Annotated in this window: 29 protein-coding genes; 11 read left to right on the top strand and 18 right to left on the bottom strand. The window is 69.4% G+C overall.

The annotated features are described in order from the left end of the window. Positions 1-116: 116 nt before the first annotated feature. Both ORI60_RS03890 and ORI60_RS03885 read left to right on the top strand, forming a co-directional pair. Positions 117-1,076 carry a hypothetical protein gene (locus ORI60_RS03890; RefSeq protein ID WP_266034264.1) on the top strand — a complete coding sequence of 320 codons (960 nt, stop codon included), beginning with the start codon at positions 117-119 and terminating at the stop codon, positions 1,074-1,076. Positions 1,077-1,137: 61 nt separating this feature from the next. Then, complete coding sequence (locus ORI60_RS03885; protein WP_266034261.1) at positions 1,138-1,296, top strand: hypothetical protein; 159 nt, start codon at positions 1,138-1,140, stop codon at positions 1,294-1,296. 106 nt (positions 1,297-1,402) lie between these two features. Here the strand turns inward: ORI60_RS03885 and ORI60_RS03880 are convergent, their stop codons facing one another. Next, positions 1,403-1,984, bottom strand: coding sequence for an NUDIX domain-containing protein (locus ORI60_RS03880; RefSeq protein WP_266034258.1), 582 nt, complete (start codon positions 1,982-1,984; stop codon positions 1,403-1,405). Positions 1,985-2,106: 122 nt separating this feature from the next. Here ORI60_RS03880 and ORI60_RS03875 point away from each other — a divergent pair, with 122 nt between their 5' ends. Further along, positions 2,107-3,210, top strand: coding sequence for a helix-turn-helix domain-containing protein (locus ORI60_RS03875; protein ID WP_266034255.1), 1,104 nt, complete (start codon positions 2,107-2,109; stop codon positions 3,208-3,210). 16 nt (positions 3,211-3,226) lie between these two features. Here ORI60_RS03875 and ORI60_RS03870 read toward each other — a convergent pair whose 3' ends face one another. The 7 genes from ORI60_RS03870 to ORI60_RS03840 all read right to left on the bottom strand — a co-directional run bounded on the left by ORI60_RS03870 (position 3,227) and on the right by ORI60_RS03840 (position 7,100). Beyond that, positions 3,227-3,709, bottom strand: coding sequence for a DUF6346 domain-containing protein (locus tag ORI60_RS03870; protein WP_266034252.1), 483 nt, complete (start codon positions 3,707-3,709; stop codon positions 3,227-3,229). Beyond that, positions 3,706-3,960 carry a hypothetical protein gene (locus ORI60_RS03865; RefSeq protein ID WP_266034249.1) on the bottom strand — a complete coding sequence of 85 codons (255 nt, stop codon included), beginning with the start codon at positions 3,958-3,960 and terminating at the stop codon, positions 3,706-3,708. Before ORI60_RS03865 ends, ORI60_RS03870 begins: the two co-directional genes overlap by 4 nt. Continuing rightward, positions 3,957-4,757 (bottom strand): hypothetical protein, encoded by an 801-nt coding sequence (locus tag ORI60_RS03860; protein ID WP_266034247.1) that lies wholly within the window; start codon positions 4,755-4,757, stop codon positions 3,957-3,959. Before ORI60_RS03860 ends, ORI60_RS03865 begins: the two co-directional genes overlap by 4 nt. After that, positions 4,757-5,053, bottom strand: a complete 297-nt coding sequence (locus ORI60_RS03855) for a hypothetical protein (RefSeq protein WP_266034244.1) — start codon at positions 5,051-5,053, stop codon at positions 4,757-4,759. The genes ORI60_RS03860 and ORI60_RS03855 overlap by 1 nt, the downstream gene beginning before the upstream one ends. Beyond that, complete coding sequence (locus ORI60_RS03850) at positions 5,050-5,613, bottom strand: YbaB/EbfC family nucleoid-associated protein (protein WP_266034240.1); 564 nt, start codon at positions 5,611-5,613, stop codon at positions 5,050-5,052. The genes ORI60_RS03855 and ORI60_RS03850 overlap by 4 nt, the downstream gene beginning before the upstream one ends. A 118-nt stretch (positions 5,614-5,731) precedes the next feature. Then, the gene (locus tag ORI60_RS03845; RefSeq protein ID WP_266034237.1) at positions 5,732-6,628 is read right to left on the bottom strand and encodes a ParB/RepB/Spo0J family partition protein; all 897 of its coding nucleotides are present in this window, start codon (positions 6,626-6,628) and stop codon (positions 5,732-5,734) included. A 79-nt stretch (positions 6,629-6,707) separates the two neighbouring features. After that, positions 6,708-7,100: a CoA-binding protein gene (locus ORI60_RS03840; RefSeq protein WP_266034234.1), complete on the bottom strand. Its 393-nt coding sequence runs from the start codon at positions 7,098-7,100 to the stop codon at positions 6,708-6,710. Positions 7,101-7,217: 117 nt separating this feature from the next. Here ORI60_RS03840 and ORI60_RS03835 point away from each other — a divergent pair, with 117 nt between their 5' ends. Continuing rightward, complete coding sequence (locus ORI60_RS03835; RefSeq protein ID WP_266034232.1) at positions 7,218-7,640, top strand: YciI family protein; 423 nt, start codon at positions 7,218-7,220, stop codon at positions 7,638-7,640. Positions 7,641-7,692: 52 nt separating this feature from the next. Here ORI60_RS03835 and ORI60_RS03830 read toward each other — a convergent pair whose 3' ends face one another. Next, positions 7,693-8,409 (bottom strand): LysR family transcriptional regulator substrate-binding protein, encoded by a 717-nt coding sequence (locus tag ORI60_RS03830; protein ID WP_266034230.1) that lies wholly within the window; start codon positions 8,407-8,409, stop codon positions 7,693-7,695. Between the two features lie 56 nt (positions 8,410-8,465). On the opposite strand from ORI60_RS03830, the gene ORI60_RS03825 reads away from it, so the two are divergent. Then, a complete protein-coding gene (locus ORI60_RS03825) occupies positions 8,466-8,831 on the top strand; it encodes a DUF5997 family protein (protein WP_266035425.1) in 366 nt (121 codons plus the stop codon). A gap of 3 nt (positions 8,832-8,834) precedes the next feature. On the opposite strand, the gene ORI60_RS03820 is transcribed toward ORI60_RS03825, so the two are convergent. After that, a complete protein-coding gene (locus ORI60_RS03820) occupies positions 8,835-9,476 on the bottom strand; it encodes a maleylpyruvate isomerase N-terminal domain-containing protein (RefSeq protein WP_266034229.1) in 642 nt (213 codons plus the stop codon). 50 nt (positions 9,477-9,526) lie between these two features. On the opposite strand from ORI60_RS03820, the gene ligD reads away from it, so the two are divergent. Together ligD and ORI60_RS03810 are read left to right on the top strand one after the other, a co-directional pair. Further along, complete coding sequence (gene ligD, locus ORI60_RS03815) at positions 9,527-10,471, top strand: non-homologous end-joining DNA ligase (RefSeq protein ID WP_266034227.1); 945 nt, start codon at positions 9,527-9,529, stop codon at positions 10,469-10,471. Continuing rightward, positions 10,461-11,393 (top strand): DNA polymerase domain-containing protein, encoded by a 933-nt coding sequence (locus ORI60_RS03810; RefSeq protein WP_266034225.1) that lies wholly within the window; start codon positions 10,461-10,463, stop codon positions 11,391-11,393. Before ligD ends, ORI60_RS03810 begins: the two co-directional genes overlap by 11 nt. On the opposite strand, the gene ORI60_RS03805 is transcribed toward ORI60_RS03810, so the two are convergent. The 7 genes from ORI60_RS03805 to ORI60_RS03775 all read right to left on the bottom strand — a co-directional run bounded on the left by ORI60_RS03805 (position 11,372) and on the right by ORI60_RS03775 (position 22,122). Continuing rightward, complete coding sequence (locus tag ORI60_RS03805) at positions 11,372-13,669, bottom strand: caspase family protein (protein ID WP_266034224.1); 2,298 nt, start codon at positions 13,667-13,669, stop codon at positions 11,372-11,374. The genes ORI60_RS03810 and ORI60_RS03805 overlap by 22 nt on opposite strands. A gap of 43 nt (positions 13,670-13,712) precedes the next feature. Continuing rightward, entirely contained in the window at positions 13,713-14,588 is an 876-nt protein-coding gene (locus ORI60_RS03800) for a hypothetical protein (RefSeq protein WP_266034222.1), read from the bottom strand. Between the two features lie 70 nt (positions 14,589-14,658). Next, positions 14,659-16,353, bottom strand: a complete 1,695-nt coding sequence (locus ORI60_RS03795; protein ID WP_266034219.1) for an ABC transporter family substrate-binding protein — start codon at positions 16,351-16,353, stop codon at positions 14,659-14,661. A gap of 86 nt (positions 16,354-16,439) precedes the next feature. Beyond that, on the bottom strand, positions 16,440-18,563 hold the full coding sequence (locus tag ORI60_RS03790; protein ID WP_266034217.1) for an ABC transporter ATP-binding protein: 2,124 nt from the start codon (positions 18,561-18,563) through the stop codon (positions 16,440-16,442). Continuing rightward, complete coding sequence (locus ORI60_RS03785; RefSeq protein WP_266034214.1) at positions 18,563-19,540, bottom strand: ABC transporter permease; 978 nt, start codon at positions 19,538-19,540, stop codon at positions 18,563-18,565. The genes ORI60_RS03790 and ORI60_RS03785 overlap by 1 nt, the downstream gene beginning before the upstream one ends. A 16-nt stretch (positions 19,541-19,556) precedes the next feature. Beyond that, the gene (locus ORI60_RS03780) at positions 19,557-20,534 is read right to left on the bottom strand and encodes an ABC transporter permease (protein ID WP_090068720.1); all 978 of its coding nucleotides are present in this window, start codon (positions 20,532-20,534) and stop codon (positions 19,557-19,559) included. Positions 20,535-21,099: 565 nt separating this feature from the next. Continuing rightward, entirely contained in the window at positions 21,100-22,122 is a 1,023-nt protein-coding gene (locus tag ORI60_RS03775) for a hypothetical protein (protein WP_266034206.1), read from the bottom strand. Positions 22,123-22,140: 18 nt separating this feature from the next. Here ORI60_RS03775 and ORI60_RS03770 point away from each other — a divergent pair, with 18 nt between their 5' ends. Genes ORI60_RS03770 through ORI60_RS03760 form a run of 3 tightly spaced genes read left to right on the top strand, consistent with a single transcriptional unit; the run spans position 22,141 to position 24,551 of the window. Then, on the top strand, positions 22,141-22,626 hold the full coding sequence (locus tag ORI60_RS03770; RefSeq protein WP_266034203.1) for a DUF6886 family protein: 486 nt from the start codon (positions 22,141-22,143) through the stop codon (positions 22,624-22,626). Between the two features lie 9 nt (positions 22,627-22,635). After that, complete coding sequence (locus tag ORI60_RS03765) at positions 22,636-23,286, top strand: response regulator transcription factor (protein WP_266034200.1); 651 nt, start codon at positions 22,636-22,638, stop codon at positions 23,284-23,286. Next, positions 23,283-24,551 carry a sensor histidine kinase gene (locus ORI60_RS03760; protein ID WP_266034197.1) on the top strand — a complete coding sequence of 423 codons (1,269 nt, stop codon included), beginning with the start codon at positions 23,283-23,285 and terminating at the stop codon, positions 24,549-24,551. Before ORI60_RS03765 ends, ORI60_RS03760 begins: the two co-directional genes overlap by 4 nt. Here ORI60_RS03760 and ORI60_RS03755 read toward each other — a convergent pair. Then, the gene (locus ORI60_RS03755; protein ID WP_266034194.1) at positions 24,508-24,996 is read right to left on the bottom strand and encodes an SgcJ/EcaC family oxidoreductase; all 489 of its coding nucleotides are present in this window, start codon (positions 24,994-24,996) and stop codon (positions 24,508-24,510) included. The two genes, ORI60_RS03760 and ORI60_RS03755, sit on opposite strands and share 44 nt — an antisense overlap. 122 nt (positions 24,997-25,118) lie before the next feature. Here ORI60_RS03755 and ORI60_RS03750 point away from each other — a divergent pair, with 122 nt between their 5' ends. Then, positions 25,119-25,496: a PH domain-containing protein gene (locus ORI60_RS03750; RefSeq protein WP_266034192.1), complete on the top strand. Its 378-nt coding sequence runs from the start codon at positions 25,119-25,121 to the stop codon at positions 25,494-25,496. The last annotated feature ends 85 nt before the right edge of the window (positions 25,497-25,581 follow it).

Here is a 25,581-nt window from a genome sequence, read left to right as displayed (position 1 = left end):
TGTAGAACAATCCCTTCCTCTGCCGACATTCACGTTCACCCGGATGGTGCATCCGGAGTAACGTCCGATCAGGTAAGCCCGACATGCCCGGCAAAGCATTTCCGCGCGGAGGACGGATGCCTGTCTCACCTGAGCAGCTGATGGAAGAACTGCGCACCCTGTGCCGAGGGCGCGGTGTGCAGACTCCCGGTATCGACTTGCACGTCGGTCCGGCGCTGCGCCAGGTCTGCGGCGTCGTCGAGACGGATGGCGCGGAAGCGGTGCGGACGAAACTGCGCGACTGGGTCGCGAACGCCGCGCGCGCTTTCCCGGTGGAGGTTCGCAACGCCGTTCTGGCGCCGCTCGGACTGCACGACGAGGCGCAGTTCCGGTTCCTCAACGAACGCATCGAGTGGCTCGCGAGACAACAGGACCGCGGTGCGCGAACGGTGCGCAGGAGGATGGACGCCGGACTGCAGCGCCTGGTGGAGGTGGCGCTGCAGCCGGCTCCTTCGACGACGCACGTGGCGCCGTCGGAACTGTGGCACGTCAAGGAGTTCGACGCGCTGCTGAAGCTGGACGGTCCGACGCCCGCGTGCACGGAACGCCGGACCGTGGTGGCCGACACCGACGGTGTCAACGAGATCGCGTGGTCGATCACGATCCCCTCCCCCACGCCCGACGGCGCTCCGGGCGACCTGGACGTGGAGGTGTTGCACGGGGTCGAGCTCATCGGCCACGAACGTCCGTCCCCGCGGCGCTTCTTGATGAAGCTGCGGTTGCCCCGACCCCTCAACGCAGGGCAAACACACCAGTTCGCACTCGAGGTGCGGGTACCGCGCGGACAATCGATGCGTCCGACCTACGTGTTCTGGCCGGAGCGGATGTGCGAGTCGTTCCGGTTGCGGGTGCGGTTCGACCGGGACGACCTGCCGGAGTCGGTGTGGCGCGTCGAGGAAGCCCTGGCGCGCGACACCGATGACCTGACGCCCTGGCCGCAGTCGTTGCCGCTGGACGAGATCGGTGAGATAGACGTGCAGTTCCCACACCCTCGTCAGGGCCGCGGCTACGGCGTGCAGTGGACGCCACGCGGATAGCCGGAGACACTCAGATCATCTCGATGCAGAAGTGCGGTTCCACGGCTGACACCTCCCTTTGATGGCCAGGGAGAACCGCAGTCCGAAGCGGAGTCAGATCACCGTCGCGATGAAGACGCTGCCGGCCATGAATCCCACGAAAAGGCAGATCGCGGCAACCTTCACAACGGTGGCGAGTGAGCAGATCATTCTCATCGAAGAATTCACCTTCTCATTCTGACTGGCTTTCGGGCTGATGTTCTCGCCGATGCACCAAGAGTGGCTTTTCGCCAGTCGAATGAGAACGGGTTTCCTGTTTCACGCTGAATGAGGAAACCCTCGGGGCATTATTTCTGGTTCGTGCGGCGCAACGCCATGACGAGCAGGGCGTGCGAACTGCCGGCGTGCGGGAGCATGCCCTGCCGGACGAGGTCGAGCGCGTGGCAGAACGGCATGGTCCGCACGCGCAGGTCCGCCTCACCGGGTTCGAGCGCCGGCTCGCCCTGGGTGAGCTCGGTGGCCAGGAAGATGTGGTCGACGTGGTTGCTCAGGCTGTCGGCGCCGTGGATCTGGCCGAGCCGCTCCCACTTCGCCGCCCGCAGCCCGGTTTCCTCGGCGAGCTCACGACGTGCCGCGGCCAGCGGATCGGGGTCCGCCTCGTCGACGGCGCCGCCGGGTAGTCGCCACTCGGTGCCGCCGTGCGTGTAGATCCACTGACGGGTCAGCACGACCTCGTCGTCGTCCTGGATCGCGAGGACGGTGACCGACGCCGGTGCCACGACGTGCGTGTAGGTGCCATGACCGCCATCAGGTCTGACGACGCTGTCGGCGCGCACCTCGAACCACTGCGACCGGTGGACCACGTTGGTCGCCAAGCGCTGCCAGACCATCACCACACCAGCCGCCTCGTCGAACCGCGTCATCACCATGACTCACATGGAACCACCGCCGACGGCTCCAGATAGGCCCAGTTGATCGTCAATCACAGGCCAATTAATGGACATTCCGCATTCGGGTGTTTGACGACCTACACACTTCTGGGGGAGGGGTGGTGAAGCCGTTGTCGCCCACGTTCGCCCAGGAGGTTCGCCGCCTGCGCAACGAGCGCGGCCTCTCACTCAGCCAGATGACCGGCCTCGTACCGTACAGCAAGGGACACCTCAGCAAGATCGAGAACGGTCAGGTTCACCCGAACCCCGAAATGGCCAGGCTCTTCGACAACGTCCTGCAGGCCGACGGTCACCTGATCGAGCTGGCGAACGCCCCGGCGCGCCCCATCCCGAGCGACCACGCCACGCTGCTCACCTTCGACTCGATGTTCGACCACCACCGCGCCCTCGGCCACCGCCTGAGCCCGGAGGTGGTGCTGTCGAGCCTGCGTCCGCAGGTCGACGCCCTGAGTTCCATGGCCCGCTCCGCCGACGACCCCGGCCTGGGCCGCGGCCTGTGGCTGCTGGCCGCCCGCTACGCCGAGTACGCGGGCTGGATGGAACAGGAACGCGGCGACGACGCCTCGGCGGCCGAGCTCACCCGCCGCGCGGTCCAGTACGCCGCGAAGGGCGGCGACCCGGACCTGGAGGCCTACGCGTACGTCCGCGCATCGGAGTTCGCGCTCTACCGCGGCGACGCCCACGCCACCGTCACCTTCGCCCGCAAGGCGGGCAAGTCCCGCTCGACCGCCGTGCAGGCCGTGGCCGCCCAGCGCGAGGCCCAGGGCTACGCCCTGGCCGGAGCCTCCGACCGCTGCCAGGCCGCCCTGGACCGCGCCGACGAACTCCAGCGCGCCGTGAGCGATTCCCGTTACGGCACAACGAGTCTGATCGACCAGGTGGCCATCGCGCGGGCCTGGTCGTTCCACGACCTCGGCCGCCACGCGGAGGCCGCCGCCATCCTCGACGACCAGATGCCGCTGATCGCCCCCACGGCCCTGCGCGCCCGCACCCGCTTCGGCCTGCGCAGAGCACTGGCCCACGGCGCGGCGGGCGAGGTCGACCACGCCTGCGAACTGGTCGAGGGACTGCTCGACGACATCCGCCAGGTGCAGTCCGCGACCGTCCACATCGACCTGACCGCGTTCAGCAAGTTGTTGTCCCGCTTGAGGCCGGCGGCCGGTCGTGAGGTGGCGGGCGAGATCGGCGAGATCCTCTTCGCCTAGTGGTGTAGTCGCGCCACTAGCTCGGCGGCTTCGACTGCTCGGGCTGCTCGAGGTCCTCCGGCATCTTCCGGAACCTCTCCGGGAAGGCCGGAACGGCGATCTTCGCCCACAGGATCAAGAACAGTACCGCGAACACGAACGTGCACAACCAGCCGACGAAGATGTGAGGCCGTTCGTCCGGCGCGGACTGCGCACGCCGCATGGTGTGAGCGGCGTACTGCTTGCCGATGTCCGACGGGTCGAGCCAACCGGTCACGATCGACGTGTTGACGGTGCCGCTCTTGAACCGGCGCTCGATCCTGCAGTCGTAGTAGTAGCCGAACCCTCGCAGGGCTACGGGGCCCTTGCGCTCGCAGGACTGCGCCACCGCGATCATGTCGGCGTTCTTCAGATCGCCGGGTTCGGCCTTGTCCCAGAAGAAGTTGAAGATCGTGGCTCCGAGCAGGTAGCCGAGGAACGGGACGAGCAGGAAGGCGAAGACGCGATGCAGTGCTGTCATGCCTTCTTCTCCTCGTCCTCTTTTTGCTGCAGCTCACGCCAGTTCAGCCAGCCACCGTTGTCCCAGACCTTCGCGACCTCCTTGCGGAACTCCTCGCCCATGGCGGGGCCGATGTCCTTCGGCAGACCGGTGACGCCGTCGACGACGACCTTCTTGGCTGCCTGGCCCGCCTCCGACGCCATCTCGCGGAAGTTGAACGCCCTCGTCTGGCGGGCGACGTCCGCGGCCTGGCCCGCGCGCAGCACCGTCACGAAGTCGTCGCCGCTCTTCGCGAGGTTCTTGCTGGCGCGTTGGCGAGGATGTCGTCGAGCTTCTTGAACAGGCCGCCCGCCTTGCCGAACGCGCTGGTCAGCTTGCGGCACCACTCGATGCACTTGTTCGCGTACCGCACCGCGGTGGGCACGCATTCGGCGACGGCTCCGGCGACACCCGCGCCGAACGCCGCCATCGCCGGAGCCCAGCGCAGGCAGATGCTGATCAGCTTGCCGATCGCCTCGGAGATCAGATCACGCACGATGTCGCGGACGACCTTGAGGATCGTCCGGCAGATCGTGACCAGGATGCCCATGCCGCTGGCCGCGGTGCCGACAGCGCCATAGGTGTCCGCGCGGTCCTCGCCGAACGCGCGGTAGGCGACCGAGTCGTCGCCCAGCCACTGGCCGGCGTCCTTGCTGACAGCGCTCTTGAGGTCGGTGGAGATCTCGTCCATGTAGCTGCCGACGGACTGCCACGTCTGTGCCATGCCGTCCAGCGTCTGCTGGTCGCCGGTCAGCCAGTCGAGCGGTTCCTTGAGGAAGCTGACGTGCTCGAACAACCAGCCGATGCCTGCGCTGAACAGGTACGCGAGCGGATCGGTGGCGAGCTTGGCGAAGTCACCGGCCGCGCTGGCCAGGTTCAGCAGACCCTCGGCCCAGTTGCCGTCGGCGAAACCCTTGACCGCTTCGGTGGCGTCGTGGAACATCCCCGCGCCCTCGGTGGCCGGAGTCTCGGAACCCTTGCGGATCAACGGGTTCGGGGCTGGTGCGGGCCCCACGCTCGGAGTGGTCATCAGTCCTCGACCTTGAAGCGGTCACGCTGCGTCTCTTCGTTGTTCTTCACGTCGTCGCGCCACGCGAGCACCCGCTTGTGGTGGTCGGTGGCGGCCTGAGCGGCCTCCTTCAGCACGTTCATCGCCATGTGCTGAGCGCCGAAGCAGATGGCCGCGAGCGGAATGCCGAGCAGCCCGAACGCCTCGGAGTTCTCGGCCGAGCTGCCCGCGCCGACGGCGGTGTTGATGCGCCCGCCGATCTCGTTGATCCGGCCTGCGTGGCTTTCCATCTCGCCGAGGTCGATGCGGTAGTTCATCGGAGGAATCCTCCGTTGCCGAAGTCGTCGTCATCGTCCTCGGCCGGACGGCGCCGGGGCGGCTGCGGAGGCTGTTGCGACCGGGTCTGGGGAGGTTGCCACGGGCGAGCCTGAGGCGGCGGCGGCACGCCGTCGTCCTCGATGGCGCCCAGGCGCGACTCGGCGGGGCCCCATCCACCGCCGCCGGGCACGTACTGCTCGGCCGGAGGCGGCGGCTGAGCGCTGCGCAGCTTGTCCATCATCATGCGCATGGCTTCGGAGTCGGCGCCCATCAACGGCGCCATGGCCTCCTGAACCGTGTTCGCGATCTTGCTCTGCGCGGCCTGCAGCGTGCGCAGGATGTCCTGCGCCACCGCAGCACCGTCCTTGCGCTGCAGCGCCTGCCCGAGCTGCAGGCCGACCAGGTTGCCCGAGTCGTTCACGGTCACCGTGATCTGCCCGTCCTGACTGCGTTCGGTGACCTGCAGGGTCGCGAGGTTCTCGCGGATGGCGTCGCTCTTGGCCTGAGCCTCGGCGAGCTTGCCCTCGTACTGGCTGAGCAGTTGCTCCGGATCGATCATGCGTCCCCCAGGATCGCCTTGGACATCACGCGATCAGAGGCTAGCGGAACGAGTTGCGCCGTACGGGCTAATCGCCTTGATCCGGGGATCAAGGCGATACGACCGCGTGCGGAACCGCCTAGACGGCGGTCCGCTGCCCTTCCCTCTCCAACGCCTCGGCCATCTCCACCCAGGCCTCCGCGCACCCGCGAGCCATGTCCGCCACCAGCTCCCGGCAGTGCGACGGCACCCCGGACACGACGGTGGCCCACTCGCCGGAGGACACCGCGTGCGCCTCCAGCCAGCGCAGCACCAGGCGCCCGTGCTCGTTGAACCGCAACGAGGGATCGCGCCGCAGGATCGGCAGGGTGGTGTCGGGGTCGCGGACCTCGGACCGCCCGGCGGGCAGCACGGCGTCGGCCCGTTCGGCGGCGCGCATCCGTTCCGGCACCGGGTCGAGGCCCGCGCTCAGGCGGCGGCGGACGTCCCGGACCGTTCCCGGTGACACGCCGGCCGCGCGGGCGATGTCGCGCAGCGAGGCGTCCGGGCGTTCCTGGATCATCCGGCCGGCCAGGCGGCGTCCCGCGGCGGAGTTGACCGGGCGGAGCTTGCCGTCCCTGCCGACTCGCACCGGGGCCTGACCTCCTACCGCGCGCCGCAGCACGCCCACGGACTTGGCGGCCAGTCCCGTGGACGCGGCGATCGCGCGGTCCGACCACTGCGGGTGCGAGCGCAGCAGCCTCCTGGCCGCCGCCTCGCGGTCGGCGGTCGACAGCGTCGACAGGTTGAGCGACACCGCCAGGCCGAAGAGGTCCTCCGCGGGGCCGTCGACGTACTCGACCTCGACGGAGCGGCAGCCGCGCAGCACGGCGGCCTTCAGGCGGTGGGTGCCGTCGACGACCTTCATCGTCGGGCGGTGCACCACGATCGGTGGCAGGTGGGCGCCGGAAGACGCCAGTGAACGGACGAAGTCATCGCTGAGGCCACGAAGCCGTGGCGAGTCCGCGGACCGCAGCGCGGTGATGTCTACGAGCATGCTGAATCGAGCCCCCCAGGCTGAGTCTCCCCGGAACCCCCAGGTGTCCGGAGACGACCAGAGCAGGTTAGCTACTCGTTCAACGGGAGCGCCACTCAATCGCGGGACAGACGTCCATCACCATGCGCAGGCCGGCCTCGCGCGTGCGCGCGTACGCCTCGTCGTCGACCACGCCGAGCTGGAACCAGACGGCCTTCGCGCCGACGGCGACGGCCTCGTCCGCGAACTGGCCCGCGTCCTCCGAGCGGCGGAACACGTCCACGACGTCGACCGGGAACGGGATGTCCGCCAGGGTCGGGTAGCCCTGCTCACCGTGCACGGTCTCGGCGGACGGGTGCACCGGGACGATCTTCTTCCCGCGCTGCTGCAGGAAGCGTGCCACGCCGTGCGCCGCGCGGGACGGGTTGTCCGAGAGCCCGACGATGGCCCAGACCTGGCAGTTCTCGAGGATCCAGTCGACGTCTTCCCTCATGCTGACCACCCTAATCCTGTGACCCCGGTCACAATCGCTGCAAGCCGGTCGAAACGCCGGAGTCCCCGATCGACGCCTGGGTACAAACGCACCTGACACCAGCCAGAGGAGATCGAGATGCGGTTCATGGTCATCGTCAAGGCGAACGAGGACACCGAGAACTCCGTCATGCCCACCACCGAGGAACTGGCCGCGATGGGCGACTACAACGAGGAGCTCGTCAAGGCCGGGGTGATGCTCGCGGGCGACGGTCTCTACCCGAGCGCGAAGGGCGCGCGGGTCGCGTTCGACGGCAAGGGCGGCACGACGGTCATCGACGGTCCGTTCGCCGAGACCAAGGAACTGATCGCCGGCTTCTGGATCTGGGAGCTGCCGTCGCTGCAGGACGCCGTGGAGTGGCTGAAGAAGGCGCCGTTCCAGACCGGTGAGGTCGAGATCCGGCAGATCCACGGCCCCGAGGCGTTCGAGAGCGTCGTCACGCCCGAGATCCAGGCGCAGGAGGACCGCCTGCGCGAGCAGATCGCCGCGCAGGGCCGGTGAGCGCGGGCCGGGGCCGGGCGGCGAGCGGCCGGCCCCGCGACCGCGGTCCGGATCAGCGGCCGCGGCGGGGTTTCGCGCGCTTCGCGGGCTGCTGCTTCTTCTGCTGAGGAGCCGGGCCGCGCCGCTGCTTCGGCGCCTGCTTGGGAGCCTGCTTCGGGGCGGGCTCGGCCGCGGGGCCGCGGGTGCTGTTGACCGTGCGGCCGCGCACGATGCCGATCATGTGCTCGATCAGCTCGGGGTTCTCGTCGCGGATCGGGAACGACAGCGCGACGCGGGACTGCGGCGCGTCGGACAGCGGCACGTACTTCAGGTCCTTGCGGTGGTGCAGGCGGGCCAGCGACTGCGGCACGACCAGCAGGCCCACACCCGCCGCCACGACCTCGATGGCGTCCGCGGTGGTCTCGGGGCGTTCGACGGGCGCCTGACCGGGCAGCTCGTCCCAGTCCAGCGCGTCGTCGAGCGGCTGCCACAGGACGTGCTCCGCCAAGTCCTCAAGGGACAGTTCGTCGGCCGCGGCGAACTCGTGGTCCTTCGGGAACACGACGACGGTGGTCTCGGTGTAGAGCGGGATCGCGTGCAGGTCCTCGCGGTCGCCCGGCAGCCTGAGCAGCGCGGCGTCGGCCTCGCCGGCGCGCACCTTCGCGGCCGCTTCGGCGACGGGTACCTGCACGAGGGTCAGCTCGGTCTCCGGCAGGCGTTCCTGCCAGACCCTTGCCCACTTGCCCGGCGTCACGCCTGGGACGTACGCGAGCGTGAACGATCCGGTCACGCGCTGAGGCTACCGGACGCAGCGGTTACTCTTTGCGCATGAAGTCGCAGCAGACCATGAAGCCCGCCACCGCCGCCAAGAAGCTCGGCGTGTACCTCGAGGCGACGCCCGAGGAGTTCCAGGCGGGCGTGGTGTCGCGCGACGAGCTGAACGAGCTGCAGGCCAACCCGCCGCAGTGGCTGGCGGACCTGCGCAGCAACGGCCCGCACCCCAAGCAGCTCATCGCGCAGAAGCTCGGCATCTCGACCAGTGGCCTGGTCCGTGCCGGCATCACCGAGGCGCTGACCACCGAGCAGATCAACGCGCTCAAGGAGGAGAACCCCGACTGGCTGGTGCGCGAGCGCGCCACCTACAAGGAGTTCAAGGCCGAAGAGGCGCGGCTGGCGGAGAAGGCACGCCTCGAAGCGGCGGAAGCGGAGTAGCGCTCAGCCCAGCACGAACGGGATCTCCAGCTCACCGAGTTCGGCGCGCTCCGCACCCGTCGGGGCGCGCCGTCCCGTTCCCACGAGCAGCACGTCCTCGTCGGACCACTGCGCGGGAAACCGTCCGGCGATCTGTTCGAACATCTCGCGGCACCGCGCCAGCGCCTGCGCGGACGGCCCGGCCAGGTGCGGCAGGTGCCGGACCAGGTCCAGGTGGTGCAGCGTCCACTCCCAGACGTAGGCGCCCAGGTAGCCGGACGTGGACAGCACCATGTCCTGGGTGCTCACCCTGACCGCCGGGTCGGCCAGCCCGGCCGCGCGCAACGCCGCCCGGCCCACGTCGTCGACGTGGTGCTGGAGCATCCACGGTTCTCCGTACGCCGCCGCGAGCCTGCGCGTCAGCGCGGCCAGCGGGTCGTCAGAGGGCGCGTGCGAGACCTTCCAGTAGGTCACCTCGTCGTGCGTCACGGGGTCCTCGGTGGGCGTCACCAGCGTGATCAGCACGTCCTGCGCGTCGATCACGAAGTGGCACACCAGGTCCCGCACCAGCCAGCCCTCGCACCCGGACGGCCGGGTGAAGTCGTCGTCGGTGAGCTCGCCGACCGCTTCGAGCAGCGCCCCCAGCGCGGGCGAAAACAGGTCCACCGCCGCAAACTACAACGATCGAGGGCGGACGAACGGTTAGGTTGGTGGGCATGGGCAAGTCCCCGGCTGTGGAGCTCGAGGTGGAGGACCGCGTCGTGCGGATCTCCAACCCCGACCGCGTCTACTTCCCCGCGCGTGGCGAGACGAAGCTGGATCTCGCGAACTACTACCTGTCCGTCGGTGACGGAATCGTCCGCGCGCTGCGGGAACGGCCGTGCATGCTGCACCGCTTCCCCGAGGGCGTCACCGGCGAGAAGGTGCACCAGAAGAGGCTTCCGAACGGCGCGCCGCCGTGGATCCGGACGGTCCGCGTGCACTTCCCGCGCTACAACCGCCACGCGGACGAGCTGTGCGTCTCGCACGTCGCGGACGTGATCTGGGCCGTGCAGATGTCCACTGTGGAGTTCCACCCGTGGAACTCGCGCGCCGCCGACACCGAGAAGCCCGACGAGTGGCGCATCGACCTCGACCCCGGCCCCACCTGCTCGTTCGACCGCGTGCGACGAGTGGCGCTGGTGGTGCAGGAGGTGCTGGCCGAGCTGGGCGCGACGGGGTTCCCGAAGACCTCGGGCTCGAAGGGCCTGCACATCTACGTGCGGATCAGGCCCGACCACGGGTTCCAGGACGTGCGCAAGGCGGCGCTGGCGTTCGCGCACGAGGTCGAACGACGCGCGCCGGACGACGTCGAGACCACGTGGTGGCGCAAGGACCGCGACCCGTCGCTGGTCTTCGTGGACTACAACCAGAACACGCGCGACCGCACGATCGCCAGCGCCTACTCCGTGCGCGGCTATCCCGAGGCGACGGTGTCCACGCCGATCCGGTGGGACGAGATCCCGGACGTCGACCCGCACGAGTTCACCATCGCCACCGTGCCGAAGCGCTTCGCCGAACTGGGCGACCTGCACGCCGGGATCGACGACGCGGCCTGGTCGATCGAACCGCTGCTGGAGTGGGCCGCCCGAGACGAACTCGAGGTTCCCGATGAGCAGTAGCCCGCTGAAGTTCTCCTCGCTCGACCAGCCGTTGTTCGGCGGCCTGCTCAAGGGCGACCTGGTGGAGTACCTGGACTTCGTGGCCGACCGGTTCGTTCCGGTGCTCGCCGGGCGGCAGCTGTCGGTGTGGCGGATCCTGCGCGGCCAGGACCCGTTCATGCAGAAGAACGTGCCCAAGTACACGCCGGACTACGTCAGGACCGTCGAGGTCTGGGCGGAGGCGTCGCACCGCAAGATCAAGTACGCGATCTGCGACGACGAGCAGACGCTGATGTGGTTCGCGAACCAGCGCGCGGTCGAGTACCACGTGCCGCTGTACCTCGGCGATCACTTCGGCGACGACCACCACCAGACCCACCTCGTGCTCGACATCGACCCGCCGGAGGGCGCCGGGTTCGACGTCGTGGTCGGGTCGGCGCTGCTGGTGCGCGAGGCGCTCGCCCAGGCCGGTCTCGAAGGCGCGGTCAAGACCAGCGGTGCCAAGGGCGTGCACATCTTCGTGCCGCTGGAGGAGCACTCCCCCGACGACGTGGCCGCGGCGACGCGCGCGGTGGCCGTGCGGGCGGAGAAGCTCGACCCCTCGCTCGCGACCACCGCCTACATCCGGGCCGAACGGGGCGGGAAGGTGTTCCTGGACTCCACGCGCGCCTGGGGTGCCACGGTCGTCGCCGCCTACAGCCCCCGCTTGCGCGAGGGCCTGCCGATCTCGTTCCCCGTGCCGTGGGAGTCGCTGGAGGACGTCACGCCGGCCGACTTCACGATCAAGAGCCGGTTCGACGGCGACCCGTGGGCCGAGCTGATGCCGAAGCCGCAACGCCTGCCCGCCGACCTGATCGCCGAGGGGCACACCATCCCGGTCGCCCGCGTGGCCGCCATGCACGAGGGCAAGCGGCGGAAGGCTCAGCGGGAACGCGAGAAGTAGGCGATCACCGCCGCCGCGAGCGGCAGCGCCACGTGGGCGACGCCGGTGAACGTCGGTTCGTTCGCGGACACGTAGTCGCTGGCGCGCACCAGAAGCCCTGCGGCGACGGCGACGCACGCGGCGAACCTGGCGGTGCCGGTGGTCAGGGTGACGATCAGCGGGACGACGACCAGCCCGGCCAGGCTCGCGTGGACGACGTAGGGCGGGGCGTCGACGTTCAGCGTGATCACCGCGTCCAGCAACAGCAGCGCGGGCGCGATCGTGCTGAGCCACCGCCCGTCCCGCCAGGTCCGGTACGCCGCGAGGCAGGTGAGCGCGGCCGCGGTGGCGATCACCGTGACGTCCTCGCCGTCGCCGTTGATCGACGTCAGTTCATCTGCCGCGGAGGCGACGACGTAGACGCCCAGCGCACCCAGGCCGCCGCCCGCGACCGCCAGCCACCACGGGGTCGTCGTGGTGGCGACGGCCAGTGCCGCCGCCGCCAGCGCGTACGGCACCCAGGTGAAGGCGTCGTAGCCGCTGAGCAGGCCTGTCGTGCCGGCCAGCAGGCCCAGCGCGGCGCCCGGTGCCCAGGGGTGGTCGCGGCAGGTGAGCACGAACAGCGCCGCGACCAGCGCCCACGGCCACACCGAGGCGAACACGAAGGTGTGGGGGCCGGAGTCGCCGAGGCGGCTGAGGATGCCGCCCGGGATCGCCATGAGGCTCATGACCAGGAGGGCCAGGGCCAGGCCCCCGGCGAGGCGGGGCAGCGCGGCGAGCAGATCCGGTGTCGGGCGGCTGGCGGCCTGTTCCGGCCGGGTCACGGGCTTGGCGGCCAGCGGTCTCGGGTCCGGAGGCCGAGGTCGCGCGGTGTCAGGTGCCGGGATTTTCAATTCCGGGACCTTCTCCTCCGGAGGCTTCTGCCGCGCCGCCTTCTGCTCCGGGTGCTTCGCCGCCGGAGGCACCGGCTTGGCCGGAGAGGCCGGCGCCCTCTCCCCCAGCGCCTCGCGCGCGGCCGACGCCACCATGCGGCTGTCGTCCTCCGTCAGCCTCCGCAACGCGAGCCGCGCCGCCAGCACCCGTCCCTCGTGCGCGACCGACAGCATCCGCCGCAGCTCGGGCACCGCGCCCGCCCGCACGCCGGGCAGCGAGTGGTCGATCGCCTCCTGCAGCTCCGCCGGCAACGCGGCCGGCACCGAGACCGGACGGGCGCGGCGGGCGATGCGCAGGTCACCTCGCACGTCGAGCATCCACTTGCCGGGTGTCTGGTGCGGGGTCACGCGGCGGACCCGGTCGTAGACGTACTCGTAGAGCTCGTCCAGGCCCACGTGGCCGTCCTGGTCGCGGTCGGCGTCACCCGACTCCAGGCCCTCCACCAGGGCCGAGGTGAAGACCGACGGCTCGCCCTCGGCCGAGTCGGCGACGGCGGCGCCCTCGAAGGCGTACTCCACGGCCGACGAGGCGGTGATGACGGCCCTGCCGCTGCCCCCGAACTGCTCCTCGATGCCGATGGAACCGCCCGCGCGGGCGACCATGCCCCGGCCGAACGCGCCGGAGTAGCAGCAGTCCAGCAGCAGCACGATGCGGCGGGAGCGGGAGCGGTTCATGCGGCGGGCCACGAAGTCCGCGGACACGGCGGTGCCCGCCAGGCGGGCGAGCTTGGTGCCGGACGTGGCGAAGTGGAGCTCGCCGGCCTCGTCCTTCACGCCGTGACCGGAGAAGTGCAGGACCAGGAGGTCGTCCGGTTCGCGGTCGGCGAAGAAGTCCTCGACGGCCTCGTTGACCTCGGCGGCCGGGGAGTTGATCAGGGTCCGCACGTGGAAGCCGCCGATGCGCGGGTCCGCGAGCACCTCGCCCAGGCGGGTGGCGTCGTGGGCCGGGGCACGCAGGGAGGACAGGCCGGGGTCCGCGAACTCGTGGCTCGCGATGATCAACGCGTAGCGGTGGAGGTGGCGGCCGAGCCACGCGGACCGCTGGGCCAGCTCGGCTTCCGACGGGGCGCCGGTCAGCTCCAGCGGGTCCCCGTCCGCCTCGACGGTCACCGAACGGTCGCGGCGCTGGCCGAGCCACGCCGACACCGCGTTGATCAGCGCGGCCAGCACGGTCGACTGGGAGACGGTGGTCAGCAGCGTGCCGAGCTCGTTCAGGTCGACGGCCTTGGCGCCCTCGGGAGCCTCGCCGGGGACGCCGGAGACGGCGACCAGTTCCGTCAGCTCCGTCCGCAGGAACGAGGTGAGCTGCTCGATGCGCTCGTCGTCGGCGCCGTCTTCGTGCACGCGCAATGTGACGTCGGTCATAGCTGCCTCCTACTGGAGGAGGTCGCTCACCGGGCACGAAGCATTACGAGGGGTCGGAACCCCGCAGGGCCGCCCACCACAGGCCCAGCACCGCCGCGATCACGGTGGCCGTGATCCAGCCGGTGAACCCGCTGCCGTCCAGGTAGGCCCAGAAGAGGCCGACGACCGGCGCGGGCACCATGAACACCGCGTCGACGCGCAGCTGGGCGGCCAGACCGCGTGGCGCGCGCGTGTCCGGATCGGGCTGCACGGGGTTGTCGAGCCGGCGGCCGCGCGGGTGCTTGGTCACCGGGCGGCCGGACGGGTAGACGGTCACGCCGTCGACGACGGCGACCCGGCCGCCGCGCAGTTCGACGTCCGACGGCGACGGCAGCGTCACGAGCACCGGGTCGTAGTAGACGGGCAGCCAGCGCTCGACCGGACCCTCGATCTCCAGCCACGACCGCACCATCAGCCCGGACTGCAGCCGGATCCGCCGCACGGACACCGTGGTCCCCTGAGCACGTGCCGAACGCACGGCCAGCAGAAGGCGCACGGCACCGGCGAGGACCACCAGCAGCGCCACCGCGACGGAGAACGTCACGCCACCCAGCGCCCGGTCGGTCTCCAGGAACAGGTCCGAACCGGGGATCACGGCACGCGACGGGTCCGCGGGGTCGAACGCCACCTGCGTCTGCCTCCCGACGATCCGCGCACCGTTCTCGTAGGCGACGCGGGCGCTCCCGGACGGCCAGCGCACCTCGACCGCGCCGTCGGAGAAGGACACGACCTCGCCCGTGTCACGGGACGTCAGCGACGCCAGCACGGCGCGATCGTCCGAATAGGACAGCCAGGAGAGCAACGCGACAACGAAGCACACGGCCAGAACGACCGCCGTCGTGAACAGGCCGTACCGCAGCGCGCGAACCCGGGAACGCAACAAGACAAGCTCCAAACAGGAAGAAACGGCCCGGCGGGAAGACCCGCCGGGCCGTCGACAGCCTGCTACATCACTCGGTGAAGCCCATGTTGATGTAGTCGTACGGACGGTTCGCGTACGCGACGGCGCCGAAGTTGGCGACGTTGCTCTTCACCGCGACCGCGCCGGGCAGCTGGTACAGCGGCAGCTGGTGGCCCAGCTCCCAGATCTTCTTGTCGGCCTCGTTGGCGAGCTCGAGACGCTTGGTCTCGTCGAGCTCACCGTTGGCCTGCTCGAGCAGCTTGTTGACCTCTTCGGAGCCGATCCGGCCGTAGTTCTGGTTGGTGCTGGCCGGGTCGAGCGTGTAGATGCCCTTGCTGTCCGAGATCGGCGTGGCCGAGGCCAGCCAGCGGAAGCCCGTCATGTCGAAGTTGCCGACGTTCACGAACTGCTTGAAGAAGTCGGTCGACGGAACGGCCTGGATGTCGACCTTGGCGCCGATCTCCTTCAGCTGCGACTGCACGAGCTTCGCGATCTGGTCGGAGGTGGGGTTCGGCGTCGGGATGACGTAGCGGACGACGAGCTCCTTGCCGTCCTTCTTGCGCGTCTCGCCCTCGAGCTTCCAGCCCAGCTCGTCGAGCTGCTTCTTCGCGGCTTCCTTGTCGAACGACGCCACGGACGAGTTGTCCTTGTAGCCGGCCGAGCCCAGCAGGAAGAAGTGGTTACCGGTGACCTGCGCGTCGCCCTTGATCATCTGGCCGAGCAGCGCCTTGGTGATGGTCTTGGTGTCGATACCGCGCTGCAGCGCGACGCGGAGCTTCGCGTCCTTGAGGATCGACGTGTCCGCACCGTTGAACGTGATGTGCGAGTAGTCCGGCGTGATCGCCTGGCGGATCGTCACACCCTGCATCGACTTGGCACGCGTGAAGTTGTCGATGCTGGAGCCGATGTCGAAGAAGTCGATCTGGCCGTTGGCGAGCGCGTCCGCGAGGGCGGGGCGGTCGACCTGGCGGAACGTGATCTTCTCGAGCTTCGGCTTCGGGCCCCACCACGCCGGGTCCTGCACGACGGTCACGAGCTTGGCGGTGCGGTCGATCGTGCCGATCTTGAACGGACCGGCGGTGATCTTCGGGGCGTCGGCCCAGCCCTTGTTGAACTCCTCGGGCGAGGAGGACATGGCCTTCGGGTAGAGCGGCGAGAACAGGCCACCCTGCCACTCGGCGAACTTCTTCTTGAACGTCACCTTGACGTCCTGGTCGGTCGCGCCCTTCTCGACCTTCTCGATGTCCTCGTAACCGGTGGTGCCGGCGACCTCGAAGGCCTTGTCGGTCCCGTTCAGGGACTTCCACATGGCCTCGAAGTCCTGCCAGGACAGCGCGGTGCCGTCCGACCACTTCGCCTTGGAGCTGATCTTGTACTCGACGACCTGCGGGTCGGAGGAAGCCAGCTTCGCGTCGTCGAGGACGTCCTTGTTGACGACGATCTTCGAGTCGGGCTGCTGCTTGAACAGGTTCGGCATCACCGTGTCGATCATGCGGCGGCCGTCGGCGTTGGTGCCGTCGAGCTGGTTGTAGTTCCAGTTGTCCGGCAACTGGTCGACCGGCCAGCGGAACTCGCCGCCGTCCTTGACCTTGGACGCGTCCTGCGGGTTGATGTCCGCCTGGCCGATCGCGTTCTCCGCGCCCTTGAGCCCGGAGTTCGCGTTGTTGCTGGGCCCCCCACACGCGGTAAGCGTGAGGGCGACGACGGCCAGCGCGGTCACTCCCACCTTGGTACGTCGACTCACTGTCGTGAACCTCCCTCGTGCCCGGACACCAGTTGCCGGGGACACTGTTCCTTCGTGCTCGCAGGTCTGCTGAGGCGACGGATGCATCAGAGAACCTGACGGATCTGGGCGAAGTGGCAGGCGGCCTCGTGGTCCTCGGCCTGCACCTCGCGCGGTGGTTCCACCTCGATGCACTGGCGCTGCTTCTCGGGCGGCAGCGACGCGTGCAGGAAGCAGCGGGTCCGGAAGCGGCAGCCGGACGGCGGGTTCGCCGGGCTCGGCAGGTCGCCGGTGAGGATGATCCTCTCCCGCTGCCGCTCCTTGACGGGGTCGGGGATCGGGATCGCCGACAGCAGTGCCTGCGTGTACGGGTGGCGCGGCGCCTCGAAGACCGAGTTCACCTCGCCGATCTCGATGATCTTCCCGAGGTACATGACGGCCACCCGGTCCGCGATGTGGCGCACCACCGACAGGTCGTGTGCCACGAACAGGTAGGCCAGGCCCAGCTTGGACTTGAGCTCCTCCAGCAGGTTGATGACACCCGCCTGGATGGAGACGTCCAGCGCCGACACCGGCTCGTCGAGCACGACGAGCTTCGGTTCGAGCGCGAGCGCCCGCGCGATGCCGATGCGCTGGCGCTGACCGCCGGAGAACTCACCGGGGTAGCGCGACAGCTGCTCGGGACGCAGGCCGACGAGCCTCATCAGCTCCGGCACGCGCCGGTTGATCTCGTCCTTCGAGTAGCCGTGGACCTGCATCGGCTCGGCGATGCAGTCGTGGATCGTGAGGCGCGGGTCGAGCGACGCCATCGGGTCCTGGAAGACCACGGACATGTCGCGGCGGATCGCGAAGCGGCGCTTGGCGTCCACTTCGGACGACTTCGTGCCGAGCACGGAGATCTCGCCGCCCATGGGCTTCTGGAGGTTGAGGATCTCCATCAGCGTCGTGGTCTTGCCGCAGCCCGACTCGCCGACGAGGCCCAGGGTCTCGCCCTCGCGGATGTCGAACGAGATGCCCGCGACCGCGTGCACCGTGCCGACGCGGCGCTTGAACACCACGCCCTTGTTGACCGGGTACTCCTTGACGAGGTTGTCGAGGCCCAGCACGACCTCGCGCTGCTCGCGCGGGATCTTCGCGACCTCGGGCTCGCCGGCCACCTCGGCACCGAAGATCTCGACCGCGGCCTCGGCGCCCTCGGCGTCGGTCGCCGCGATCTCGTTGGTGCGGATGCACGCGGCGGCGTGCTCGACGGAGCCGTCGACGTCCATCAGCGGAGGCTCCGCCGTGTGGCAGGCGTCGACGACCATCGGGCAGCGCGGCGCGAACGGGCAGCCGTCGGGCAGGTCCGTGAGCGACGGCGGCTGGCCCTTGATCGGCACCAGCGCCTGCTTCTCGCTGACGTCGAGGCGCGGGATCGAGCCGAGCAGGCCGAGCGTGTACGGCATGCGCGGCTGCTGGTAGATCTCGTCGACCTTGCCCTTTTCGACGGCGCGGCCCGCGTACATGACCATCAGCCGGTCCGCGAACCCGGCGACGACGCCGAGGTCGTGGGTGATGATCACGATGCCCGCGCCGGTGACCTCCTGCGCGGTCTCGAGCAGCTGCAGCACCTGCGCCTGCACCGTCACGTCGAGCGCGGTGGTCGGCTCGTCGGCGATGATCAGGTCGGGGTCGTTGGCGATCGCCATCGCGATCACCGCGCGCTGCCGCATGCCGCCGGAGAACTCGTGCGGGAACGCCTTGGCGCGCTCGGCGGCGTTCGGGATGCCGACGAGGTCGAGCAGCTCGACCGCGCGCTTCGCGGCCGCCTGCTTGGACACCTTGCGGTGCACCAGGATCGCCTCGGCGATCTGGTCGCCGACGGTGAAGACCGGCGTCAGCGCGGACAGCGGGTCCTGGAACACCATCGAGATGCGGCGGCCGCGGATCTTCGACAGCTCCGCGTCGTTCTGGCCGATGAGCTCGCGGCCCTGGAACTTGATGGAACCGGTGATGCGCGCCGAGGACGGCAGCAGGCCCATGACGGCGAGCGACGACACGGACTTGCCCGAGCCGGACTCGCCGACGATGCCGAGGACCTCGCCGGGCGCGACGTGGTAGCTCAGGCCGCGCACGGCCTGCACGCGGCCGGACTCGCTCGGGAAGGACACGTGGAGGTCTTCGACCTGCAGAACCGGTCCCTCGACGACACGGTCGGACGGCGTGTCGAACTGGAGCTCCGAGGTGGTCATCAGGCGGCCTTCTCCTTGGTGTCCTTCTTCTCCTTGCGGCGCACGCGCGTGGAGGTGGGGTCGAGCGCGTCACGGAGCCCGTCGCCGACCCAGTTCACCGCCAGCACGAACACGACGAGGAAGCCCGCCGGGAACAGGAACAGCCAGGGGAAGGTCGTCGCGGACTCGGCGTTGCCGCCGATCAGCGTGCCGAGCGAGACGTCGGGCGACTGCACGCCGAACCCGAAGTAGCTCAGGCCGGTCTCGGCGAGCACGGCGGATCCGACGTTGATGGTCGCGTCGATGATGAGCAGCGACGCCATGTTCGGCACGATGTGCTTGGCGATGATCTTGCGTGCGGGCTGGCCCATGAACTTGGCCGCCTTCACGAACTCGCGTTCCTTCAGCGTCAGCGTCATGCCGCGCACGATGCGGGCGGTGATCATCCACTGGAACGCCGCGAGCATCAGCACCAGCAGGAACCACGACTTGCCGCGGAACCACGGGCTCAGGATCGCGATGATCAGGAACGACGGCAGCACCAGCAGCAGGTCGACGACCCACATGAGCGCCTTGTCGGCGACACCGAGGAAGTAGCCGGCGGCCGCACCGACGATCGCGGCCACGGTCGTCGAGATCAGCGCCACGAGCAGGCCGATGATCAACGACTTCTGCAGCCCGCGCATGGTCAACGCGAACATGTCGGTACCGATCTTGTCGGTGCCGAAGATGTGCTCGGAGTAGGGAGGCTCCAGGAACGCGGTGTAGTCCTGGGTGTCGTAGCTCCACTTCGACAGAAGCGGGCCCACGAACGCCATCAGGTACATGCCGATGATGACCAGCAGGCCGACCAGCGCCAGCTTGTTGCGCATGAAGCGGATGAGCACCAGCCGGCCGCGCGTCATCGCCTTGCCCGGTTCGGGCGCCGCGTCGACTGGGCCACCGGAGGCGGCGCCGGTGGTTCCGGCGGCGTCCCCCTCGTTGAGGATCACGGTCACGTCGTCGTCACCTTGCCTAGTTCACGCGGATTCGGGGGTCGAGCGCGGCGTACAGCACGTCGGCGAGCCAGCCGGAGAACAGCACGCACACCGCGACGAAGAGCGTCACCGTGGCGGTGATGTTCGTGTCCTGCGCCGAGATGCCGGTGACGAGCCAGTCACCCATGCCGAACCAGCCGAAGATCCGCTCGGTGAACGTGCCACCGACGACGAGCAGGCCGAAACCGAACGCGAACAGGGTCGCCATCGGGATGAGCGCGGTGCGCAGGCCGTGCTTGAACAGCGCCTTGCGGCGGGTCAGCCCCTTGGCCTGGGCGGTGCGCAGGAAGTCGCTGCCGAGCACGTCGAGCATCGACGAGCGCTGGTAGCGGCTGTAGTAGGCGATCTGGCCGAGCGCGATCGCGAGCGTCGGCACGATCAGGTGCTGCAGCCGGTCGCCCAGGTGCTCGAACCAGTTGCCCTGGAATCCGGGTGTCGTCTCACCGACGAAGATCAGCACGTTCGTGCCGATCGAGTCGTTGATCCCCTGTGCGCCCATCTTCAGCAGCGTGCCCAGCACGAACACGGGTGTGGACAGGAGTATGAAGCTGAACAGGGTCGCGAAGTAGTCGCTGAACTTGTACTGCCGGATCGCGCTCACGACACCGAGCAGCACTCCGAACAGGATGCCGATCGTGATGCCGAGCAGGAACAGCCTCAAGCTCACGCCGATGCGCCTGCCGAGTTCGTCCGTGATCGGGCGATCGGTGATCGTGCGGCCGAAGTCGCCCTGCACCACCCCGCCCATCCACGTGACGAACCGCTGCGGGATCGGCTGGTCGAGGTGCAGGTCTCGTTTCTTCGCCTCGATCGATGCCGCCGGCGGCGGTGGGTTGCGTTGTTGCAGCACCCCGATCGGGTCAAAGGTGGCGGAGGCCAACGTGAACGCGAGGAACGTCGCCACTAGGGCGAGCACCACGTAGTTGACCAACCGCCGCAACAGAAATCCGGCCACCCGTGTTCAGTCCTCTCCCCGGTGGTTGCGACATCGGCACACTGGATTGCAGTGGACGAGTTGCAAGAGATTAACCGCCGATCTGGCGGACCGCTGCCCACCCCCACCAATACGCGGAGGCCCACTGACCGGGCCATAGTCACCCATGCGTGGAGGAAAGGGCGGCCGAACTGCCACATCAACAGTTGACTCTCGTCAATTGTGTGCCGAAGCGTGACCATTGCGCGGCCGGATCGCCGTATTCACCGTGAAGTTCTGTCTCACCACGGATGGATGTGACGCATCCGGGTGAATGCAATCGCCGGAAGACGTGGGACAAGCAGCGCAATGTGATCATAAACTGGACATCACTCTCTGAAGCGCTTCGGGTGTCCACCGTAACTGCATCGACGCGGAGCAGGGCCGTCGTCCGGGCGGCTCAGCGGCGGCTGCACCGAACGTCGTGAAGCACGTCACACCTGCCGGAGCAGGCTCACGCGGCGATCGACCGCGCGGGACTCATCGGCGACGCCGAGCGAGGCAGCCCGGCCTGACACCGTGTTCTCGGGCTTGGAGAAGCCACCGGTCAGCTGAGCCGCCACAGCCGGCCGCCCGCGATCACGAACACCTGGTCGCCGGTCTTCTCCACCGCCACCACCGCGCCGGACGGTCCGTCCGCCGGGCGCTCGCCCTTCTCCGACACCAGCTTCACGCCGCCGTGGTCGACGACCAGCGTCGGGACGCCGTCGACGGGGACGGGCGCGGCGAGGACGGCGTCGTCGCCGACGGGGACGTCCGGGGTGGTGAGCTTCTTCCAGTCCGGGCCCGACCACCAGGCGAGCTTGCCCTTGGCGCGGCCCACGACGTGGCAGGTGCCGTCCCAGCAGCGGGCGGCCAGCGCGGCGTCGCCGTCCGGGAGGGTGGCGGTGGTCCAGGTGGTGCCGTCGAACCGCCAGACCGCGGCGCTCACGGTGCCCTTCGCGATCTGCCAGCCGGTCACGAGCGCGCCGTCGCCGTCCGGGGTGACGGCCAGCGGGAACCGGAGGAGCTCCTGCGAGCTCTCGAGCACGGTGCCGGCCGACGGCTGACGGGTCCAGGTGCCGTCGGCGTAGGTCCAGGCCGCGATGTCGAGGCCCGCCTTGGCGCTCTGCCAGGTGCCGATGATCAGCGGACCCTTCGCCGTGCGCACCGGGCCGATCAGCTCGCCCGCGCCGTAGCCGCCGAACGTGCTGAAGGCCTGCGGTTTCTCGTTGACGGCACGGGTGTCGCCGGTCCAGGCGCTCCAGCGGACGTTGCCGTGCGCGCCGCCCCGTTCGCCGCCGACGCCGGTGATCGTGGTGCCGTCGGAGGTGAGGCCGTACCAGTGCGCTTCCTTGCCGTACGGCGTCGCCGGGGTCAGCCTGGAGTTCGACAGCGTGCCGTCTTTGGTCCGGGTGACGAGTTCGGGGTGGTCGGCCGGACGGGTGCCGATTACCAGCATGTCGCCGTGCGTCGCCAACGCTTCGGGTGTGGCCGTGAGGTCGATGGCGGTGAAACCGACGGTGTTGTCCGCACCGCCCGAAGAGCAGCCGGCGAGGACCAGCAAAACCGCGAGCGTCAGCCTGCGCATGCGGGCCAGTATGACCACATGCGGCCCGAACCCGGTCAGGTGTTGCACTTCTCCGAAGATCCCACGATCACCCGGTTCGTCCCGCACCTGGCGGCGACCGCGCGGCAGGCCGGCGAGTACGTGTGGGCGGTGGACGCCACGCGTTGCCCCGCCTACTGGTTTCCGCGGCAGTGCCCGCGGGTGATGGTCTGGACGAGCACGACCAGGGTGCACGCGATCGAGTACGGGTGGCTGGAGCGGATGCGGACCGTGGAGCTGTACGCCTACCGGTTCGACAGCGAGCAGTTCCAGCCGTTCGAGGACCACGCCCACGTCGCGACCGAGCCGGTGCTGCCGCTGGGTCCGGCCGAGCGCGTCGGCGACCTGTTCGCGTTGCACGAGAAGGCGGGGATCGAGCTGCGCGTGCTCGCGAACCTCTGGCCGTTCTGGGACGCGGTGACGGCGAGCCCCCTGGAGTTCAGCGGCATCCGGCTGCGCAACGCCCTGCCCCGATCAGTGGAATGATCTCCGCCCATGCGGGTGCTGCTGGTGGAGGACGACGAGCCGATCGCGGAATCGCTCACGCGAGGTCTGTCCCGCTACGGGTTCGAGGTCAGCTGGGTGCGCACGGGCGCCGAAGCGCTGACGGCCGGGGACTTCGCCCTGGTGCTCGTCGATCTCGGGCTGCCCGACATGGACGGCCTCGACGTCTGCCGTGAGCTGCGGGCGCGCGGGGACGTGCCGATCATCGTCATCAGCGCGCGGTCCGACGAGGTCGACCGGGTGGTGGGGCTGGAGATCGGCGCGGACGACTACGTCACCAAACCGTTCGGGGTGCGTGAGGTCGTCGCACGGATGCGAGCGGTCCTCAGGCGCGTGCAGCCCGCTCAGCCCGAACCGGAGACGCACGGGCGCGTGCGGATCGACCGGCGCGCGCGGCGGGTGCACCTCGACGGCGTGGAGGTCGAGCTGACGCCGAAGGAGTTCGATCTGCTCGCGTTCCTGGCCGAGGAGCCGGGCGCGGTGTTCACCCGCGAGCAGATCATGGAGGCGGTGTGGGACGAGAACTGGTTCGGCCCCACCAAGACGCTCGACGTGCACGTCGGGGTGCTGCGCCGCAAGCTCGGTGAGACGGCGTCGCTGGAGACCGTGCGGGGCGTGGGGTTCCGGCTGGTGCTCACGTGATCCGCCAGCTCGCCTGGAGCTACGTGCTCCTGGTGGCGGTGGCGATCGCGGCGTTCACGGTGCCGGTGGCGTTCACGCTGAACGCCCAGATCTACGGCGACGCCGAGAACACCGCGCGCCGCGAGGCCGAGACCGCGGCGCTGCTGCTCGCCTCCGGTGACACGCGGTCGCTGAGCGCCCTGGTGGACGCCTACGAACGCCAGACGCCCGGCCAGATCGACGTCCTCGAACCCCGGCCGGAGTCGAAGGTCTGGGACTCCGAGGGGCTGAAGCTCACGGTTCCGGCGAAGAAACCCGACGGCACCGTCGTCGGTGCGATCCAGCTGTCCTATCCGGACGGTCCGATCGTCGACCGGCTGTGGCAGATCTGGGGTTTCCGCGCCGCGCTCGCCGTCGGCGTGCTGATCCTGGCGGCGTTCCTGGGGCTGTGGCTGGCCCGCCGGGTCACCCGGCCGTTGCGGGAGCTGAACGCGATGGCGGGCAGGTTGCGCGACGGCGACCTGACCGCGCGGGCCGAGGAGACGGGGCCGCCCGAGACCCGCACGCTCGCCCGCACCCTCAACACCGCCACCGAGACGATCGGCACGCTGGTCGGCTCGCAGCGCGCGTTCATCGGCGACGCCTCGCACCAGCTCCGCACGCCGCTGACCGCGCTGCGGCTCAGCCTCGACAACGTCGCCGACGGCGTCGACGACCCGACGGTCCGCGAGGACGTCGAGATGGCGACGGCCGAGGTCGTGCGCATGTCGAGGCTGGTCAACGGGTTGCTGGCGCTGGCGCGCGCCGAGGCGGACGTCGCCCACCCCGAACCGGTGCAGGTGCTCGACGTCGTCGCGGAGCGGTTCACCGCGTGGCGCGCCGCCGCCGACGAACGCTCGATCTCCCTGGTGGCCGAGGGCTTCGACATCCGCGTGCTCGCCACGCCGGGGCACCTCGAGCAGGTGCTGGACAACGTGCTGTCCAACGCGCTGGAGGTGTCCCCGGACGGTGCCTCGATCCTCGTGCGCACCACGCGGCCGGGTCTGGTCGAGGTCATCGACGCCGGCCCCGGCCTGCCGGAGGCCGACCGGGCGCGGGCGTTCGACAGGTTCTGGCGCGGTCAGGGCCTGACCGGCAAGGGCGGGTCGGGCCTCGGCCTCGCGATCGTGAAGCAGCTCGTCACCGACGACGGCGGCGCGGTGTCGCTGGAGGAAGCGTCCAGCGGCGGGTTGTGCGTGCGGATCAGACTTGCTCCGGCATCGCCGACGAGTGGTGGTTCACGATGAGCCACTTCCCGTCGACCTTCTCGTAGACGAACGTGTAGCGCGCGTCCACGGTCGTCGCCCTGCCGTCCTTGGTGAGCGCGAACCGGTAGGTGCCCGCGTCGATCGCGTCGTCGGCGTCGAGGACGGCGACGTGCGAGTCGAGGATGCTGCCGCTCGGCTTGTTGAGCAGGAAGTGTTCGAAGTAGTCGACGATCTCGGCCCGCGTGGACCGCACCTGGTTCGACACCGTGGGCAGCAGAACCGCGTTCGGAGCGTAGCGATCGGCCACCTTCTGGGCGTCACCCGTTGCGAGGGCCGCGTTCCAGTCGGCGAACAACGCCTTGATCTGTTCGGTCGTCGGCCGCTCGTCCGATCCCGTGGAGGTCTGCGCTGGGGCGCTGGAACATCCGACGAGCAGGGCGGTCGCTCCGACCAGTCCGGCGGCTCCGGTGTAGTGCTTGCGCATTGTGTCGTTCTCCCCGATCGAGTGGCTGTTGAGATCCACTTTCGGGCTACGACCGGAAGCGCTCGGACAGGAGCGGCCCAGCACCGGGACAAGCTTTCGGAAAGCCTGGTAAACGTGGACGCATGGGACTTCTCAGCGGAATGATGGGGAACGCGTCGAAGCTCGACCCGCGGGACGCCGCGAAGGAGTTCGGGCGGCTGCTGGCGCAGGGGGAGCAGATCCACGCGGCGTACCAGCTGGTGCGCGACTCGTTCCTGTTCACCGACCGGAGGCTGATCCTGGTCGACAAGCAGGGCGTGACGGGCAAGAAGGTCGAGTACCACTCGGTGCCGTACAAGGCGATCACGCAGTTCTCAGTCGAGACGGCCGGTCACTTCGACATGGACGCGGAGCTGAAGATCTGGGTCTCCGGCGGCGGGGCGCCGATCTCCAAGCAGTTCGGCAAGGGCGTCGACGTCTACGAGGTGCAGGCGCTGCTGGCCGCGTTCCTCTCCCGGTAGCACCACCCGCGAGCCGAGCGCCACGGCGATCTCCGCCATCGCCACGAGGAGCGCGGTGACCACGTGGCCGGTGTCGAGCAGGAGG

The sequence above is a fragment of the Lentzea sp. NEAU-D7 genome, from assembly GCF_026242055.1.
Classification (GTDB): Bacteria; Actinomycetota; Actinomycetes; order Mycobacteriales; family Pseudonocardiaceae; genus Lentzea.
This window is presented reverse-complemented; position numbering and strand designations above follow the sequence as displayed.